Here is a 17,199-nt window from a genome sequence, read left to right on the forward strand (position 1 = left end):
AGCTTCTTCGATGCTCCCGCCACTGACAGAAAGGGACGGATAGCCGGTGTCGACGCCGTTCTATGTCTCACCTCAGCAAGCCATGGCCGACCGGGCGGAATACGCCCGGAAGGGCATCGCCCGCGGTCGCAGCCTGGTTGTGCTGCAGTACGCCGACGGAATCGTGTTCGTCGGCGAGAACCCGTCCCGTGCGCTGCACAAGTTCAGCGAGATCTACGACCGGATCGGTTTCGCTGCCGCCGGTAAGTACAACGAGTACGAGAACCTCCGCATCGGCGGAGTCCGCTATGCCGATCTGCGCGGTTACACCTATGACCGCGACGATGTGACGGCCCGTGGACTGGCGAACGTCTACGCGCAGACGCTCGGCACCATTTTCTCCAGTGCGGCCGAGAAGCCGTACGAGGTGGAGCTGGTGGTCGCCGAGGTGGGCACCGAGCCCGAGGGCGACCAGATCTACCGGCTGCCGCACGACGGCTCGATCGTGGACGAGCACGGCTCGGTCGCGGTCGGCGGCAACGCGGAGCAGATCAGCACCTTCCTGGACCAGCGCCATCGCGACGGGATGTCCCTCGCCGAGGCGCTGAAGCTGGCGGTGCAGGCGCTCTCCCGTGAGGCCAACGGCAACGAGCGGGAGATCCCCGCCGACCGGCTGGAGGTCGCGGTCCTGGACCGCACACGGCCGCAGCAGCGCAAGTTCAAGCGGATCGTCGGCCGGCAGCTGGCCCGGCTCCTCGAAGCGGAGGCCGCCGCGTCGACCCCGACGGACGCCCCGTCCGACGCGGAGGACGGCGAGTCCACGGACACCCCGACGGCCACGACGGACCCGAAGGCTACGACGGACCCGAAGGGCACCGACACGACGGATTCCGGCGGCGACGTGGAGTAACGGCTCCCCCCGCCGAGCCCCGGCCCGCCCAGGCGGACCGGGGCTCCGTCATGCCGGCGGCGGGGCGGTGGAACCCCGGGCCACCAGCCGCACCGGCAGGCTGCCCGGCTCGGCGGGGCGGCCGTCCAGGACCGCGAGCAGGGCGGCCATGCCGCGCTCGCCGACCTGCACGGCGGGCAGCCGGACCGTGGTCAGCTCCGGTTCCACGGCCGTGGCCAGGGCCAGGTCGTCGAAGCCGGTGACCGAGACGTCGTCCGGCACCCGCAGCCCGAACCGGCGGGCCGCCTTGCACGCGCCCGCCGCCAGGATGTCGTCGTCGCAGACGATCGCGGTGGGCCGGAACCCCGGCTCCCCGAGCGCGCGCTCCGCCGCGTCCCGCCCCGCCCGTACGTCCAGCGCTGCGGTCACCGTACGGACCTCGGTGCCGGGCGTCCCGGGCAGCTCCTCGTGCAGGGCGTCCGCCCGGCAGGCGAAGGTCCAGGTGTCGACGGCCGAGGCGAGGTGGAGGAAGCGCCGGTGGCCGAGGGCGAGCAGATGGCGGGCCACCTGGCGCATCCCGTCCGCGATGTCCAGGTTGACCCGGGCGGCGGGCCCGGGCGCCGAGGGGTCGCTGTCCAGCATCACGAGGGGGACGTCGGCCCCGTGCAGGGCGTCGAGCGCGTCGGCGGCCATGGAGGAGGCGATGACCCCGTCCAGCGCGGCCCGGGCCGACGGGAACGGGTCGCGGGCCGGGCCCGTGCCGTCGGGGAGGGGTAGAGGACGACCCCGAAGCCGTGCTCGGCGGCGACCGCGGCGGCCCCGGTGTACACCCGGGCGAAGAACTCGTTGGTGAGGGCCGGGACGACCAGGAGGGCCGTCCGGGTGCGGCCGAGGCGCAGATTGCGGGCGGCGAGATTGGGCCGGTAGCCCAGGCCCCGGGCGGCATCGCGGACCCGGTCCGCGGTGGACTCGGAGACCCGGCCCCGCCATTTCTCGCCGAGCACCAGCGAGACCGTGGCCTGGGAGACGCCGGCGGCCCGGGCCACGTCGCGGCTGGTGGGCCGGGGCGGGCCGGGTGGTGCGGGGCTGGTCACGCGGGCCTCCGGGCCATTCGGTTCAGGCCCGTGAGGTGGACCTGCGGACGGGCTCATGGTACGTATGAACCCGGAAGTTATACGTAAAACCTCGCAGGCCCGCACAGGCACCCGAGGGAGAGGGGCGGGACATGGCCGCGGGATATCTGGACATCCTCCGGGCGCGGCACGCCGCCAGGCTGCTGACCGGCACCCTGGTGGGACGGCTGCCCAACGGCACGGCGAGCATCGCGATCGTGCTGTTCGTCCGGGCCGAGGGCGGCAGCTACAGCGTCGCGGGCGCGCTCGCGGCGGTGTACGGACTGGCCACGGCGGTCGGGCAGCCGCTGCTCGGCCGGGCGGTCGACCTGTACGGGCAGCCGCGCGTCCAGCTGCCCGCCGCCGTCGTCTCCGCGCTCGGCATGGCCGTGCTCGCCCTGGCCGGGACCGGCTCGCTGCCGCTCGCCTACGCGGCGGTGGCCGTGGCCGGGCTCTTCACGCCCCCGCTGGAGGGCGGTCTGCGGGCGCTGTGGCCGAGCGTGCTGGGCGGTGAGGAGCGGGTGCACCGGGCCTACGCCATGGACGCCGTCGCGCAGGAGGTCATGTTCACCGCGGGGCCGCTGCTCGTGACGCTCCTGGTCGCCCTCTGGTCGCCCGCCACGGCGCTGCTGGTCATCAACGCGATCGGGGTGCTCGGCGCGCTGTCGGTGGTGGTCTCGGAGCCCTCGCGGGCCTGGCGCTCCGCCCCGCGCGAGGCGCACTGGCTGGGCGCGCTGCGCTCGCCCGGGCTGCTGGCGCTCCTCGGCTCGTTCTTCTTCGTGGGCCTGGCGCTGGGCTCCATCACCGTGGCCGCGATGGCGTACGCCGACGACCTGGGCCGGGAGTCGGTGTACGGCTGGCTGATGGCGGCGCTCGGGCTCGGCGCCCTGATCGGCGGGGCGGTGTACGGGGCGCGGCAGTGGGCGGGGGCGCCGGAGCGGCGGCTGCGGGTCATCGTGGGGCTGCTCGCGCTGGGCTACCTGCCGCTGGTGCTGACGCCGGGACCGGTCGCGATGACCGTGCTCGCGGCCGTCTCCGGGGTGTTCCTCGCGCCGGCCGTCGCCTGCTCGTTCATCGTGGTCGACCGGCACGCGCCCCGTGGCACGGTGACGGAGGCGTTCTCGTGGCTCGTGACGACCTTCGGGGTCGGGGCGGCCGTGGGGACCGCGGTGGCCGGTCCGGCCGTCGAGCTGGGCGGGACGGCGTGGAGCTTCGCGGTCGCGGGGGCCGGTGGAGTGGCGGCGCTGCTCGTCCTGCTGGCCACCGGGAAGGTGCTGGGGGCTCCGCCGCGTACCGCCGTAGCGGTGCGAGGATCGGAAAATGATCGAAACGGTGCCGTCGAACCCGGTTTCAGCTCGGGCCATCAGGCGTAATGTTCAGTCATGGACCGCCGCATTTTCGGGCTGGAGAACGAGTACGGCGTCACGTGCACGTTCAGGGGACAGCGCCGACTGTCTCCTGATGAAGTGGCGCGCTACCTCTTCCGCCGTGTTGTGTCATGGGGCCGCAGCAGCAATGTCTTTCTGCGGAACGGCGCCCGCCTCTACCTCGACGTGGGATCGCATCCGGAATATGCAACCCCCGAATGCGACAACCTGACCGAGCTGGTCACCCACGACAAGTCCGGCGAGCGCATTCTCGAGGGCCTGCTCGTCGACGCCGAACGCCGCCTGCACGAGGAGGGAATCGCCGGCGACGTCTATCTCTTCAAGAACAACACCGACTCCGCGGGAAACTCCTACGGCTGCCACGAGAACTACCTCGTCGCCCGGCACGGGGAATTCTCACGCCTCGCGGACATCCTCATTCCCTTCCTCGTCACCAGGCAGCTGATCTGCGGCGCCGGCAAGGTGCTCCAGACCCCCCGGGGCGCGGTCTACTGCGTCAGCCAGCGTGCCGAGCACATCTGGGAGGGCGTCAGCTCCGCGACGACGCGCTCCCGCCCGATCATCAACACCCGCGACGAACCGCACGCGGACGCGGAGCGCTACCGCCGCCTCCACGTCATCGTCGGGGACTCCAACATGTCCGAGACGACCATGCTGCTCAAGGTCGGCGCGACCGACCTGGTGCTCCGCATGATCGAGGCGGGCACGGTGATGCGCGACCTGACCCTGGAGAACCCGATCCGGGCGATCCGCGAGGTCAGCCACGACACCACCGGGCAGCGCAAGGTCCGCCTCGCCAGTGGCCGGGAGGCTTCGGCCATAGAGGTGCAGCGCGAGTACTACGAGAAGGCCGTGGACTTCGTGGACCGCCGCGGCATCCGTACGGGCAACGTCGAGCGCGTCCTCGAACTGTGGGGCCGCACGCTCGACGCGATCGAGGCCGAGGACCTCGACCGGATCGACACCGAGATCGACTGGGTCATGAAGTACAAGCTCATCGAGCGGTACCGGGCCAAGCACAACATGACCATGTCGAATCCGCGGGTCGCCCAGATAGACCTCGCCTACCACGACATCCACCGCCGGCGGGGGCTGTACTACCTGCTGGAGCGCAAGGGCCAGGCCGCCCGCATCTGCAACGACCTGAAGATCTTCGAGGGCAAGTCGGTGCCCCCGCAGACGACCAGGGCGCGGCTGCGCGGCGACTTCATCCGGCGGGCCCAGGAGCAGCGGCGGGACTTCACCGTCGACTGGGTCCACCTCAAGCTCAACGACCAGGCGCAGCGCACGGTGCTCTGCAAGGACCCGTTCCGGTCGGTGGACGACCGGGTGGAGAAGCTGATCGCGGGTATGTGAGGCGCAGGATACGCTCCGGCGCCGGTGCGACTCGGGCCCCGTACGTTCCTCGTACGGGGCCCTTCGTACGGCCTAGAGTGGCGGGGTCCCGGGACCCCCGGGGCGTGTCCCCCACATATGCCGTCTGAGATCTGAGGAACCAGTGCGCCGACTTGCCGGCCTTCTCGTCGTCCCCCTGCTGCTGTTGTCGTCAGCGGCCTGCGGCAGCGACGACAAGGGCTCCGACTCCGCTTCCGCCTCCGCGTCCGCCCCCTCCAAGGGCGGTTTCCCCGCCATCACCGCGGGCGCGAAGTTCGGCGAGAAGCCCACCCTGGCCAAGGGCACGGGTACGCCGCCCAAGGAGCTGAAGACCAAGGTCATCAGCGAGGGCGACGGCGCGAAGCTGAAGAACGGCGACGTGACCCAGGTCAACTACCTCGGCCAGGCGTACGACTCCACCAAGCCGTTCGACAACAGCTTCGACCGCAAGCAGCCGTTCGACCTGACGCTCGGCGCTGGCATGGTCATCCAGGGCTGGGAGAAGGGCCTGGTCGGCCAGAAGGTCGGCAGCAGGGTCCAGCTGGTCATCCCGCCGGACCTCGGTTACGGGGCCCAGGGCCAGGGCGACATCAAGCCGAACGCCACCCTGGTCTTCGTCGTGGACATCCTGAAGGCGAAGCAGATCCCGGCCTCGGCCAAGGGCACCGCCGTCGCCCAGGACAACATGGACCTGCCGAAGGTGGGCACCAACACCGACGGCAAGGCGCCGAGCCTGACCATCCCCAGCAAGTCCGCCCCGCCGAAGAAGCTGGTCTCCAACTACGTGCTGGAGTCCAAGGGCGACGTGGTCAAGGAGACCGACTCGGTCGTCGTGAACTACGTGGCCAAGCTCTGGAAGGACGGCAAGGAGTTCGACAACACGTACACCACGGGCAAGACGCAGACCTTCCCGCTGGCGCAGGTCACCCTCAAGGGTCTGAAGGACGGCCTGGTCGGCAAGAAGATCGGCAGCCGCGTCCTGCTGGTCGTGCCGCCGGACCAGGGCCTCGGCGACAAGGAGCAGTCGGGCGTCCCCGCCAACTCCACGCTGGTCTTCGCGGTGGACATCCTCGCGAAGATGTAAGACTGTCCCGGTTGCCCAGTTCATCTGTAAGAGGAGCAAGTCAGTGAGCATCGACAAGCCCGAGGTCGACTTCCCGGGTGGCGAGCCGCCGGCCGATCTGGAGATCAAGGACATCTGGGAGGGCGACGGCGAGGAGGCCAAGGCCGGCCAGTTCGTCTCCGTCCACTACGTGGGTGTCGCCTTCTCCACCGGCGAGGAGTTCGACGCCTCGTGGAACCGCGGCAAGCCGCTGCAGTTCCAGCTCGGTGCCGGCCAGGTCATCGCGGGCTGGGACAAGGGCGTGCAGGGCATGAAGGTCGGCGGCCGCCGCCAGCTGACCATCCCCGCGCACCTCGCCTACGGTGACCGCGGCGCCGGCGGCGGTGCGATCGCCCCCGGCGAGACGCTGATCTTCGTCTGCGACCTGGTCGCCGTCTGATCCCGCGCGTAGCAGCACGAGGGCCCGCACCGCGAGGTGCGGGCCCTCGCTTTTGTCCGGACACCCCGGGGCGGTACGGTCGAGCGTCGTAGAGCACGAGGGAAAGGGCGCCGATGGCGATTGCCAAGGCCGAGCGGCTGATGAACCTGGCGCTGTGTCTGCTGGGGACCCGGCGCCCGCTCAGCAAGCGCGAGCTGCGCGGCTCCATCGAGGCCTACCTCGAAGCGGCTTCCGACGACGCCTTCAACCGGATGTTCGAGCGCGACAAGGACGACCTGCGCGAACTCGGCCTGGTCATCGAGACCGTGGAGAACCTGGACGGCGACACCGGCTACCTCGCCCGCCGCGACAGCAACCGGCTGCCGCCCATCACGCTGGACGCCGAGGAGGCCGCCGCGCTCGGCCTGGCCGCCAAGGTCTGGCAGCAGGCCCGCCTCGCCGGCGCGGCCAGCGGGGCCCTGCAGAAACTGCGGGCGGCCGGGATGCCCGAGACCGAGGACGCCTACGAGGTGCACAGCGCTCTCGAACCCCGCATCCCCGTCCACGAGGCCGCGTTCGAACCCCTGATGCTGGCCTGCCGCGACCGCCGCCCGGTGACCTTCGACTACCGCAAGGCGAACGCCGCCCAGCCCGAGCAGCGCCAGGTCGAGCCGTGGACCCTGGAATGCTGGCGCGGCCACTGGTATCTCGCCGGCTGGGACCGGGAGCGCGGCGCCGAGCGCGTCTTCCGGCTCTCCCGGATCACCGGCAAGGTCCGCTCCCGGGCCGGCGCCTTCACCGCCGAGGTGCCCGACGTGGTCACCGTCCGCGAGACCGTGGAGAGCTGGGCCGGTGAGACGGCCACCCGGACCGCCCTGATCCGGCTCCGCACCGACTCCGGCTACCCGCTGCGCGCCCGCGCCCTGTCGGTCCGGGAACTCGGGAACGGGTGGGACGAGTTGGAGATCCCGTACGGACACGGCCTGGACGCCTGGCTCGTGGAGTTCGGGCCCGACGTCGTCGTCACCGGGCCCGAGGACCTGCGGGCCGACGTGGTGGACCGGCTGCGCGCCGTGGCCAAGGACTGAGGGGACCGTTTTCCATGGCCACGAACGCCATCGACCAGACGCGCCGGATGCTCTCCCTGGTGACGTACCTGCGCGAGCGCCCCGGCGCCCACGTCCAGGACGTCGCCCGGGCCTTCGGGATCACCGAGGACGAGCTGATCTCCGACCTGGACGTGCTGCCCATGTGCGGCACCAGCTTCCGGGGCGGCGACCTGCTCGACATCGACACCGACGGCGACCGCATCTGGTGGCACAACGCGGACGACGTCGCCGAACCGCTGCGGCTCGCCGCCGACGAGGCGACGGCCCTGCTGGTCGCCGCCCGCGCCGTGGCGACCCTGCCCGGGCTGCGCGAGAGCGACCGGCAGGCGCTGCTGCGGGCCACCGCCAAGCTGGAGACCGCCGCCGGAGAGGTGGGCGCCGCCAGCTCCCGGCTCTCGGTCACCTTCGAGTCCGAGGGCGGCGTCTTCGCCGAGGTGGACCGGGCGATCTCGGAGCGGCGCAGGCTCTGGCTGCGCTACTACTCGCCCGCCCGCGACGAGCTCACCGAGCGCGAGGTGGACCCGATCCGGCTCTTCGCCGTCGGGCACACCTATATGGAGGCGTGGTGCCGCTCCTCCGAGGACCGGCGCACCTTCCGGCTCGACCGGGTCGCCGAGATCCGGCTCCTCGACGAGCCCGCCGCCCCGCCCGAGCTGGAGCTGCGGGACCTGTCCGAGGGGCTGGTCCAGCCGGCCGCCGAGGACCCGGAAGTCGTGATCGAGGTCGGCCCCGGCGGGCGCTGGGTCGCCGAGTACTACCCGCACGACCGGGCGGAGGAACAGCCCGACGGCGGCCTGCGGATCACCCTGCGCACCCCGGACCCGGCCTCGCTGCGCCGGCTCGCGCTGCGGCTCGGCCGGGAGGGGCGCATCGTCTCGCCCCCCGAGCTGGCCGAGAGCGCGCGGAGCGCGGCGCGGGCGGCGCTCGCCGCGTACGACGGCACGGCCTGAAGGGGCGGCGGTAGAGATGGGCCACCTGTCCGCGCTGCCGGGCCGCGCCGCCGTACCCACCGCGGCGGTGCCGGAGTCGGCGCGCTTCAAGGCCGCCTGCCCGGACTGCCGCGCGCGGTTCGAGCTGGCGGCGGCGGAGTTCCGGCTGGTGGTCGGCGCGACCAGCCGCACCACGTTCTACTCCTTCACCTGCCCCGACTGCGCCGCGTGCGTCCGCAAGCCGGCGGGGGAGCGGATAGTGGAGCTCCTCACCGACGGCGGCGTCCGCACGCTGCGTCTGCACACCGGCTCCTGAAAGGCTCCTCGCGCATGTTCTGGCCCATGCTCGCCATCGCCCTGGGATTCCTCGGAATCGCCGTGCTCGGCACGCTGGCCATCAGGGTGTTCGTCGAGGCCCAGCGCCTCGGCCACCAGGTGACCCGTACCACGGAGCGCATCAACCGCGCCGCCGACGACCTGGAGCGCGCGGCCGAACGGCTCGCCGCGACGGGGAAGACCCTGCCCTAGAGGGCCCGTAGACGCAGCCTCCTGTTTCGGGGGCACGGGAGGTACGCTGCTGCAAGACGGCCCAGGCAGGGAGGTGCGGGCCGCAATCGAAAGTATGCACGGGCATTGCCTCGCGTTTACTCCCGCGGGTTACGATCGCTGCCGGCGAATCGTCGGATGTGTATCCGCCACTCAAGGGCAGCGAGCCCACCTCCAGCCGCCTCAGCCAGAAGGAAACACACCATGGGCAATCTGAAGCCTCTCGAGATCGTACTGATCATCGCTGTCATCCTGCTGTTGTTCGGCGCCAAGAAGCTTCCCGACATGGCCCGTTCGCTCGGCAAGTCGGCCCGCATCCTCAAGAGCGAGGCCAAGGCCATGAAGAAGGACGACGAGCCGACGGTCACCACCACGGACGCCGCCGCCGACCCGGCCGCCCAGCAGGCCGCCCGTACGATCCAGGCCGCGCCCGGGGACGTCACGAGCTCCCGCCCGGTGAGCGAAGCGAAGCCCACCACCCAGAGCTGACCGCGCTGACGGACGCTTCCGTCAGCCGCCGCACGAGACGAGGGAAGTGGGTTGCTCAAGTCTGCCCGCAAGCAGGAGAAGGACAGCGAGGGGCGGATGCCTCTCGCTGATCACCTGCGAGAGTTGCGTAACCGACTGTTGATCGCCGTTGTGGGGATTCTCGTGATCACGGTGATCACGGCCTTCTTCTACAACGAACTGATCAACTTCCTGATCCGCCCGGTCCTGGAGTCGGTCGGTTGCGCCCACGGTGAGAGCAAGCAGGCCAACGGCAACCCGTGTGCCGAGATGACGGTGCAGGGTATCGTCGCGCCCTTCTCCATCGCCCTCAAGGTCTCCCTCATGGCGGGCGTGGTGTTCTCCACCCCGGTCTGGCTGTACCAGCTGTGGGCCTTCCTCGCCCCCGGTCTGCACAAGCACGAGAAGCGGTACGCGCTCGGCTTCGTCGGCGTCGGTGTCCCGCTCTTCCTGGTGGGCGCCGCTCTCGCCTACCTCCTGATGCCGCAGACCGTGTCCGTGCTGCAGGAATTCACCCCGGACAACACGAAGCCCCTGCTGCCCATCGACGACTACCTCAACATCATCACGCGCATGGTGGTCGTGTTCGGCCTCGCCTTCGAGCTGCCCCTGCTGCTCATCCTGCTGAACTTCACCGGGGTGCTCACGGCCAAGCGGCTCGGCTCCTGGTGGCGCTGGATGGTCATGGGCATCACGATCTTCGCCGCCGTGGCGACCCCGACCGGTGACCCGCTCACGATGATCACGCTGGCCGCGCCCATCGTGCTGCTGTACTTCCTCGCGCTCGGCATCTGCATGGCCAACGACCGGCGCCGGAAGCGGAACAACCCCGACGCCGACCTCGACGACGACGAGGCGTCGGAGCTGGACCTCACCCCCGAGGACATCGGCGACATGGAGCATGTCTCGGCGTCACCGACACTGCCCGGCCAGTCCGACGGCGGACGGTCCTCCGCGCGAGACGGTTACGACGACATCACCTGACCTTGTAGGGTCCCCGGGTGACCAGCGAGATCACCCTCTTCGTCAATCCCACCGCGGGACGCGGCCGGGGCGCGCGAGCCGCGCAGCCGGCCGCTTCCGCGTTGCGGGAGGCCGGTTTCTCCGTACGCACGGTCCTCGGCGAGGACGCCGGTGACGCGCTGCGCCGGGCGCGGGACGCGGTGGCGGCGGGGACGGGCGCGCTCATAGCCGTCGGCGGGGACGGGCTCATGTCGCTGGCCCTCCAGGCGGTCGCCGGGACGCTCACCCCGCTCGGCGTGGTGGCGGTGGGGACCGGCAACGACTTCGCGCGCGCCCTGGGCCTGCCGATACGCGACCCGGAGGCGGCGGGGCGGCTCGCCGCCGACGCGCTCAAGGGGCGGGCGCCGGTGCGCGAGACCGACCTCGGGCGGGTCGGGGAGCGCTGGTTCGGCTCCGTGCTCGCCTCCGGCTTCGACTCCCGGGTCAACGACCGGGGCAACCGGATGCGCTGGGTGGGCGGCCGCTTCAAGTACGACCTGGCGATCCTCGCCGAGCTGGCCGCCTTCAAGCCGGTCAGGTACCGCATGGCGCTGGACGACGGACCGCCCCGGGAGCTGGAGGCGACGCTCGTCGCGGTCGGCAACGGGACCTCGTACGGCGGCGGCATGCGGATGTGCGCCGACGCGGTCATGGACGACGGCCTCTTCGACATCACGGTGGTCGGGGAGTGCAGCCGTACGACCCTGCTCAAGGTCTTCCCCCGGGTGTACAAGGGGACGCACCTCGGCCACCCCGTCGTCACCGTGCACCGGGCCTCGTCGGTCACCCTCGAAGCCGTCGGCGTCACCGCCTACGCGGACGGCGAATGTGTCGGCGCACTCCCGGTGACCGCCACCTGCGTGCCGAAGGCGGTACGGATTCTCGGAGCCCGGACCATGGGCGATTAAAGATCGCGTCACTGTCAGAGGTGGCGGGTAGGCTCGACAGCAAGATGACAGAGGACCTCTCACCAGCTGAGCGCTACCAGGCTTCCCGGCTCCGGGCGGCCGAGCAGGCGACCGCTCTCGGGCCGTTCCGCGAGATGTACGACTTCGGTCTCGACCCGTATCAGATCGAGGCGTGCAAGGCCCTGGAGGCCGGGAAGGGCGTGCTCGTCGCCGCCCCCACCGGCTCGGGCAAGACGATCGTCGGCGAATTCGCCGTGCACCTCGCCCTGGAGCAGGGCCGCAAGTGTTTCTACACCACGCCGATCAAGGCCCTGTCGAACCAGAAGTTCGCCGACCTGGTCCGGCGCTACGGCTCCGACAAGGTCGGCCTGCTCACCGGTGACAACAGCGTCAACGCGGACGCCCCGGTCGTCGTCATGACCACCGAGGTCCTGCGGAACATGCTGTACGCCGGCTCCCAGGCGCTGAACGGCCTCGGATACGTGGTCATGGACGAGGTGCACTACCTCTCCGACCGCTTCCGGGGCGCCGTCTGGGAAGAGGTGATCATCCACCTCCCCGAGTCGGTCACCCTGGTCTCCCTGTCGGCGACCGTGTCCAACGCGGAGGAGTTCGGCGACTGGCTGGACACCGTGCGCGGCGACACCGAGGTGATCGTCTCCGAGCAGCGGCCCGTCCCGCTCTGGCAGCACGTTCTGGCCGGGCGCCGGATGTACGACCTCTTCGAGGAGGAGACCGACCACGGCGGCCGCGGCACCGGCCGCCGCGAGGTCAACCCCGACCTCGTCCGCCTGGCCCGCATGGAGAACCAGCGCGGGTACAACCCCCGCGACCGCCGCCGCGGCAAGATGATCCGCGAGGCGGACCGCGAGCGCGAGCGGCGCCAGCGCAGCCGGATCTGGACGCCCTCCCGCCCCGAGGTCATCGACCGGCTGGACGCCGAGGGGCTGCTCCCCGCGATCACGTTCATCTTCAGCCGGGCCGCCTGCGAGGCCGCCGTCCAGCAGTGCCTGCACGCCGGGCTCCGGCTCAACGACGACGACAAGCGCCGCCTGGTCCGGGAGATCGTGGAGGAGCGGACGGCGTCCATCCCCTCCGAGGACCTGCACGTCCTGGGCTACTACGAGTGGCTGGAGGGCCTGGAGCGGGGCATCGCCGCGCACCACGCCGGGATGCTCCCCAGGTTCAAGGAGATCGTCGAGGAACTGTTCGTCCGCGGTCTCGTCAAGGCCGTCTTCGCCACCGAGACCCTGGCGCTCGGCATCAACATGCCCGCCCGCTCGGTGGTCCTGGAGAAGCTCGTCAAGTGGAACGGCGAGCAGCACGCGGACATCACCCCCGGCGAGTACACCCAGCTCACCGGCCGGGCCGGGCGGCGCGGGATCGACGTCGAGGGCCACGCCGTGGTGCTCTGGCAGCGCGGCATGGACCCGGGCGCCCTCGCCGGACTCGCCGGTACGCGCACGTATCCGCTGCGCTCCAGCTTCCGCCCCTCGTACAACATGGCCGTGAATCTGGTCCAGCAGTTCGGGCGGCACCGCTCGCGCGAACTCCTCGAGACCTCCTTCGCGCAGTTCCAGGCGGACCGGTCGGTCGTCGGGATCTCCCGCCAGGTCCAGCGCAACGAGGAGGGCCTGGAGGGCTACCGGGAGGGCATGACCTGCCATCTCGGCGACTTCGAGGAGTACGCGCGGCTGCGCCGCGACCTCAAGGACCGGGAGACGGAGCTGGCCAAGCAGGGCGCGTCCCAGCGCCGGGCCGCCGCCGCGGCCTCCCTGGAGAAGCTGAAGCCCGGTGACGTCATCCATGTGCCGACCGGCAAGTTCGCCGGCCTCGCGCTCGTGCTCGACCCGGGTCTCCCGGCCGGGCGCACCAACGGGCACGGGCACCGCGGCATGGAGTACCACGACGGGCCCCGCCCGCTGGTGCTGACCGCCGAGCGGCAGGTGAAGCGGCTCGCCTCGATCGACTTCCCGGTGCCGGTGGAGGCCGTGGAGCGGATGCGGGTGCCGAAGTCGTTCAACCCGCGCTCGCCGCAGTCCCGCCGGGACCTGGCCTCCGCGCTGCGGTCCAAGGCCGGGCACATCGTCCCGGACCGGCACCGCCGGGGGCGCGCCCCCGCCGCCGACGACCGCGAGATCGCGCGCCTGCGGGCCGAGCTGCGCGCCCACCCCTGCCACGGGTGCGACGAGCGCGAGGACCACGCCCGCTGGGCCGAGCGCTTCCACCGGCTCCAGCGCGACACCCGGCAGCTGGAGCGCCGCATCGAGGGGCGCACCAACACCATCGCCCGCACCTTCGACCGGATCGTCGCCCTGCTCACCGAGCTGGACTACCTGCGCGGCAGCGAGGTCACCGAGCACGGGAAGCGGCTGGCCAGGCTCTACGGCGAGCTGGACCTGCTGGCCAGCGAGTGCCTGCGCGCCGGAGTCTGGGAGGGGCTGAACGCGGCGGAGCTCGCGGCGTGCGTCTCCGCCCTGGTGTACGAGGCGCGGCAGGCCGACGACGCGGTGGCGCCGAAGCTGCCGTCGGGGCCCGCGAGGACCGCGCTGGGCGAGATGGTCCGCATCTGGGGCCGGCTCGACTCCCTGGAGGAGGATTTCAAGATCAACCAGGCGGAGGGGGTCGGCCAGCGCGAGCCCGATCTCGGCTTCGCCTGGGCGGTGTACATGTGGGCGTCCGGCCGCTCGCTGGACGAGGTGCTGCGCGAGGCGGACATGCCGGCCGGCGACTTCGTGCGCTGGTGCAAGCAGGTCATCGACGTGCTGGGCCAGGTGGCCGCCGCCGCGCCGCGCGAGAACAGCACGGTGGCCCGGAGCGCCCGCAAGGCGGTCGACGAGGTGCTGCGGGGCGTTGTCGCGTACAGCTCCCTGGGCTGAGACACGCGGAAGCCGGCCGGGCGCGGTCCGGTCGGCTTCTGTGCGGCTTCTTTCCTAGGACCGGCCGCCTCGGCTCATTTTCATCGACGCGCCCGCGCAGACCAGTCCGAGCAGTGCGGTCAGTCCGCCGATGATGACGTTGTTGAGGATGACGCCGGTGTCCGGGCTGCTGCCGACCACCCAGGGCGAGATGATCATCCAGGCGCCCATGGCGCAGATGGCCCAGCTCAGGCCGTACATCCGCTGCGGCATCGCGGTGAACCCGAGGCCGAGCACGGCGATCGCGATGCCCATGACCAGGTTGTGCGTCACCAGCGCGGACTGCGAGGTGGTGAAGTGCAGCACCCACGGAGAGACGGCGCAGTAGAGGCCGACCAGGAAGACCGGCGCGTCCACCAGCGCCACGTCGCGACCGCCCATCACGCGTGCGTAGCGGTCGCTCATTTCCGGTGCATCGGGGTGTCCGGCCATGTCGTGGCCGACGTGCGAGACGTTTGACATCAGTTTCGTCCCCTTCGGATCATGCGGACCCGGTTACCGCCACACGCGGGAAGTGGCCCGCACTGTCCATTCTGCTCTTATCCGTCGCTTATGTGTAGGTTCAAGGCGACGTGATGTCCGCAGGATGCGCACCGGCCGGGCGGGGCCTCGCGGTGGGCCCGGTGGCCCACCGCGAGGGGCGCGATCAGGCGGCGGGCGGCATCAGGACCGTGTCGACGATGTAGACCGTGGCGTTGGCCGTGGGGACGTTGCCGCAGACGACCTTCGAGGAGTCGTTCACGGTGTACGCCATGTCCGAGCCCGAGGTCGTCAGCTCGCCCTTCTCCAGGGTCTCGAAGGAGCCCTTCTCCAGCTGCTTCGGCGTCAGCTTCTGGCCCACGACGTGGTACGTGAGGACCTTGGTGAGCGCGGCCTTGTCGGCGAGGAGCTTGTCGAGGTCGGCCTTCGGGACCTTGGCGAAGGCGTCGTTGGTCGGCGCGAACACGGTGATGTTCTGCGCGTTGTTGAGCGTGTCGACCAGGCCGGCCTTCTTGACCGCGGTGACCAGGGTGGACAGGGCCGGGTTGTGCGAGGCCGCCGTGGCCACCGGGTCCTTCGCCATGCCGCTGAAGGAGCCCGCGCCGCTCTTCGGGACCGAGGCGCAGGCGGGGCCGAAGGGCTTGTCCGTGTCCATGGACTTCTCGGCGGACGGCGAGGCGGGGGCCTTCGCGGAGCTGGCGCTCGATCCGGACGCGCTGTCCTTGGAGTCGTCGGAGCAGGCCGTCAGGGCCAGCGGCAGGACGAGCGCGGCGGACAGCGCGACGGCGGCGCGGCGGGCGTGGATGACCTTCATGGTGTTCTCCTGTTTGGGTAACTGATTGATTGCGTACGGTAGTTGAGTGGGGGTGCGCGAGGTCCGGGCGGACGAGGCGCACGTCGCGGGGGAGGCGGCGGGCCCGCCCGGGATCAGGTCACGTCGACCACCACCGAGTGCCATCCGGTGGCGCCGTCCGGCACGGTGCCGGCGCGCCGGGCGGTCTGGGTGGCGCCGGCCCCGTCGGTCGCCCGGACCTCCAGGGTGTGGCTGCCCGGGGTGGCCGGCCACTCCCACACCCACTGGCGCCAGACGTCCCGGCCGGCCCCCGGCGCGAGCCGCGCCGGATGCCACGGGCCGCCGTCCACCCGGACCTCGACCCGGGTGATCCCGCGGTGCTGGGCCCAGGCGACCCCGGCGACCGGCACCGTGCCCGCCTTCGGGGACGCGAAGGGGCGCGGGGTGTCGATGCGGGCCTGGGTCTTGATGGGCGCCCGCCGGGACCAGGACCGCTTCACCCAGTACGCGTCGTACGCGTCGAAGGTGGTCAGCTCGATGTCCTTGATCCACTTGCAGGCCGACACATATCCGTACAGGCCGGGTACGACCATCCGGACCGGGAAGCCGTGCGTGAAGGGCAGCGGCTCCCCGTTCATGCCGAAGGCGAGCAGGGCCTCGCGGCCGTCCATGACGTCCTCGACCGGGGTGCCGATCGTCATGCCGTCCACCGAACGCGCCACGAGCTGGTCGGCCCGTCCGCCCTCGGACGGCGGCCGCACCCCGGCCTCGCGCAGCAGGTCGGCGAGGCGCACGCCGAGCCACCGGGCGTTGCCGACGTACGGACCGCCCACCTCGTTCGAGACGCAGGTCAGCGTGATGTCGCGCTCGACGGCCCCGCGGCCCATCAGTTCCCGCAGACTGAGCGTCACGGGCCGGGACACGCCTTTCCCGTGGATCCGCAGCCGCCACGCCCCGGCGTCCACCCGCGGCACGACCAGGGCCGTGTCGACGCGGTAGAAGTCCTTGTTGGGCGTGACGAACGGGCTCAGCCCCCGGATCCCCAGCTCCGCGCCGGCCGGCACGGCGGGGGCGGGCGAGGCGGGCGCGGGGAGCTTCAGATCGCGCCGGGACGCCTCCGCCCCGGCCTGCACGGCCGAGGTGAGCCGCCGCCCCAGCAGCCCGGCCCCGGCGGAGGCCACCGCCGCGACGCCCGCCGCGACGACGAACCCGCGCCGGTCGAAGCCCCCGGCCGGCCGCTCCCCGTACGAGCGGGCCGGGTACAGCCGCCCGGACAGCAGATACAGCACCCCGGCACCGGCCAGCGCGCCCACCACGGAGGGCAGCGCGTCCGAGACCCGGCCCTCGGGCCGTCCGACCGCCGCCACCGCCCCGACCGCGCCGAAGACCAGCACGGCCGCCGAGCCGGCGATCCGGTGGCGGAGCGCCAGCAGCCCGACGGCCACGGCGAACAGCGCCAGGATCGCCAGGATGCCGAGCTCCAGGACCAGCTTGTCGTTGGTCCCGAAGTTCCGTACGGCGAAGTCCTTGAGCGCCGGGGGAGTGCGGTCGATCACCGCACTGCCCACCGCCGTCACCGGACCCGCCTCGGGCCGTACGACCGCCGCCGCCAGCTCGGCGACGGCGAGCGCGCTGAAGCCGGCGATCACCCCGCTGAGCGCGGCACAGGCCGCACGCAGCGCTCGGGACCGCCGGGGCTCGGTGGCCCCGGTCTCCGGATCGTTCCGCTCTTCACTCACGACGGGGATTCGGCGCCGGGTGCCGAGCGGATTGGTCTGTCACCC

At 71.6% G+C, this 17,199-nt stretch carries 16 protein-coding genes and 1 pseudogene; 13 read left to right on the forward strand and 4 right to left on the reverse strand.

The genetic code is table 11. The annotated features are described in order from the left end of the window. The first annotated feature begins 46 nt into the window (after positions 1 to 46). Positions 47 to 889, forward strand: a complete 843-nt coding sequence (prcA, locus tag NEH16_RS25905; protein WP_265545231.1) for a proteasome subunit alpha — start codon at positions 47 to 49, stop codon at positions 887 to 889. Positions 890 to 937: 48 nt separating this feature from the next. Here the strand turns inward: prcA and NEH16_RS25910 are convergent. Next, positions 938 to 1,914, reverse strand: a pseudogene (locus NEH16_RS25910) (LacI family DNA-binding transcriptional regulator). Between the two features lie 179 nt (positions 1,915 to 2,093). Between NEH16_RS25910 and NEH16_RS25915 the strand changes: the two are divergent. From NEH16_RS25915 to NEH16_RS25970, 12 genes are all read left to right on the forward strand, one after another. After that, positions 2,094 to 3,353 carry an MFS transporter gene (locus tag NEH16_RS25915; RefSeq protein ID WP_265545232.1) on the forward strand — a complete coding sequence of 420 codons (1,260 nt, stop codon included), beginning with the start codon at positions 2,094 to 2,096 and terminating at the stop codon, positions 3,351 to 3,353. Positions 3,354 to 3,362: 9 nt separating this feature from the next. Beyond that, positions 3,363 to 4,724: a Pup--protein ligase gene (gene pafA, locus NEH16_RS25920; protein WP_073967929.1), complete on the forward strand. Its 1,362-nt coding sequence runs from the start codon at positions 3,363 to 3,365 to the stop codon at positions 4,722 to 4,724. A 142-nt stretch (positions 4,725 to 4,866) separates the two neighbouring features. Further along, on the forward strand, positions 4,867 to 5,826 hold the full coding sequence (locus NEH16_RS25925; RefSeq protein WP_073967927.1) for an FKBP-type peptidyl-prolyl cis-trans isomerase: 960 nt from the start codon (positions 4,867 to 4,869) through the stop codon (positions 5,824 to 5,826). A gap of 43 nt (positions 5,827 to 5,869) precedes the next feature. Then, positions 5,870 to 6,244: an FKBP-type peptidyl-prolyl cis-trans isomerase gene (locus NEH16_RS25930; protein ID WP_265545234.1), complete on the forward strand. Its 375-nt coding sequence runs from the start codon at positions 5,870 to 5,872 to the stop codon at positions 6,242 to 6,244. Between the two features lie 113 nt (positions 6,245 to 6,357). Next, positions 6,358 to 7,311 carry a helix-turn-helix transcriptional regulator gene (locus NEH16_RS25935; protein ID WP_018103750.1) on the forward strand — a complete coding sequence of 318 codons (954 nt, stop codon included), beginning with the start codon at positions 6,358 to 6,360 and terminating at the stop codon, positions 7,309 to 7,311. A gap of 14 nt (positions 7,312 to 7,325) precedes the next feature. After that, the gene (locus NEH16_RS25940) at positions 7,326 to 8,282 is read left to right on the forward strand and encodes a helix-turn-helix transcriptional regulator (RefSeq protein WP_073967922.1); all 957 of its coding nucleotides are present in this window, start codon (positions 7,326 to 7,328) and stop codon (positions 8,280 to 8,282) included. 16 nt (positions 8,283 to 8,298) lie between these two features. After that, on the forward strand, positions 8,299 to 8,577 hold the full coding sequence (locus tag NEH16_RS25945; RefSeq protein ID WP_073967921.1) for a hypothetical protein: 279 nt from the start codon (positions 8,299 to 8,301) through the stop codon (positions 8,575 to 8,577). Positions 8,578 to 8,591: 14 nt separating this feature from the next. Then, entirely contained in the window at positions 8,592 to 8,789 is a 198-nt protein-coding gene (locus NEH16_RS25950; protein ID WP_073967919.1) for a hypothetical protein, read from the forward strand. Positions 8,790 to 9,011: 222 nt separating this feature from the next. After that, positions 9,012 to 9,296: a Sec-independent protein translocase subunit TatA gene (tatA, locus tag NEH16_RS25955; RefSeq protein WP_265545238.1), complete on the forward strand. Its 285-nt coding sequence runs from the start codon at positions 9,012 to 9,014 to the stop codon at positions 9,294 to 9,296. A gap of 51 nt (positions 9,297 to 9,347) precedes the next feature. Further along, a complete protein-coding gene (gene tatC, locus NEH16_RS25960; RefSeq protein ID WP_073967916.1) occupies positions 9,348 to 10,298 on the forward strand; it encodes a twin-arginine translocase subunit TatC in 951 nt (316 codons plus the stop codon). Positions 10,299 to 10,315: 17 nt separating this feature from the next. Beyond that, positions 10,316 to 11,224, forward strand: coding sequence for a diacylglycerol kinase (locus NEH16_RS25965; protein WP_265545239.1), 909 nt, complete (start codon positions 10,316 to 10,318; stop codon positions 11,222 to 11,224). Between the two features lie 44 nt (positions 11,225 to 11,268). Then, positions 11,269 to 14,103, forward strand: coding sequence for a DEAD/DEAH box helicase (locus NEH16_RS25970; protein ID WP_265545240.1), 2,835 nt, complete (start codon positions 11,269 to 11,271; stop codon positions 14,101 to 14,103). A gap of 54 nt (positions 14,104 to 14,157) precedes the next feature. Here the strand turns inward: NEH16_RS25970 and NEH16_RS25975 are convergent, their stop codons facing one another. From NEH16_RS25975 to NEH16_RS25985, 3 genes are all read right to left on the reverse strand, one after another. Continuing rightward, positions 14,158 to 14,604 carry an SPW repeat protein gene (locus NEH16_RS25975; RefSeq protein ID WP_199879164.1) on the reverse strand — a complete coding sequence of 149 codons (447 nt, stop codon included), beginning with the start codon at positions 14,602 to 14,604 and terminating at the stop codon, positions 14,158 to 14,160. Between the two features lie 184 nt (positions 14,605 to 14,788). Then, positions 14,789 to 15,436 (reverse strand): fasciclin domain-containing protein, encoded by a 648-nt coding sequence (locus NEH16_RS25980; protein ID WP_073967913.1) that lies wholly within the window; start codon positions 15,434 to 15,436, stop codon positions 14,789 to 14,791. Positions 15,437 to 15,549: 113 nt separating this feature from the next. Beyond that, entirely contained in the window at positions 15,550 to 17,094 is a 1,545-nt protein-coding gene (locus tag NEH16_RS25985; RefSeq protein WP_265547390.1) for a molybdopterin-dependent oxidoreductase, read from the reverse strand. Between the last annotated feature and the right edge of the window lie 105 nt (positions 17,095 to 17,199).

Origin of the sequence: Streptomyces drozdowiczii (genome assembly GCF_026167665.1) — a bacterium.
Classification (GTDB): Bacteria; Actinomycetota; Actinomycetes; order Streptomycetales; family Streptomycetaceae; genus Streptomyces; species Streptomyces drozdowiczii_A.

Excerpts from the sequence above, each read along its gene's own strand:
- NEH16_RS25915 (WP_265545232.1), top strand. The coding sequence starts at position 2,094 with ATGGCCGCGGGATATCTGGACATCCTCCGGGCGCGGCACGCCGCCAGG.
- pafA (WP_073967929.1), top strand. The coding sequence starts at position 3,363 with ATGGACCGCCGCATTTTCGGGCTGGAGAACGAGTACGGCGTCACGTGC.
- NEH16_RS25935 (WP_018103750.1), top strand. The coding sequence starts at position 6,358 with ATGGCGATTGCCAAGGCCGAGCGGCTGATGAACCTGGCGCTGTGTCTG.
- NEH16_RS25940 (WP_073967922.1), top strand. The coding sequence starts at position 7,326 with ATGGCCACGAACGCCATCGACCAGACGCGCCGGATGCTCTCCCTGGTG.
- NEH16_RS25945 (WP_073967921.1), top strand. The coding sequence starts at position 8,299 with ATGGGCCACCTGTCCGCGCTGCCGGGCCGCGCCGCCGTACCCACCGCG.
- NEH16_RS25950 (WP_073967919.1), top strand. The coding sequence starts at position 8,592 with ATGTTCTGGCCCATGCTCGCCATCGCCCTGGGATTCCTCGGAATCGCC.
- tatA (WP_265545238.1), top strand. The coding sequence starts at position 9,012 with ATGGGCAATCTGAAGCCTCTCGAGATCGTACTGATCATCGCTGTCATC.
- NEH16_RS25970 (WP_265545240.1), top strand. The coding sequence starts at position 11,269 with ATGACAGAGGACCTCTCACCAGCTGAGCGCTACCAGGCTTCCCGGCTC.
- NEH16_RS25975 (WP_199879164.1), bottom strand. The coding sequence starts at position 14,604 with ATGTCAAACGTCTCGCACGTCGGCCACGACATGGCCGGACACCCCGAT.
- NEH16_RS25980 (WP_073967913.1), bottom strand. The coding sequence starts at position 15,436 with ATGAAGGTCATCCACGCCCGCCGCGCCGCCGTCGCGCTGTCCGCCGCG.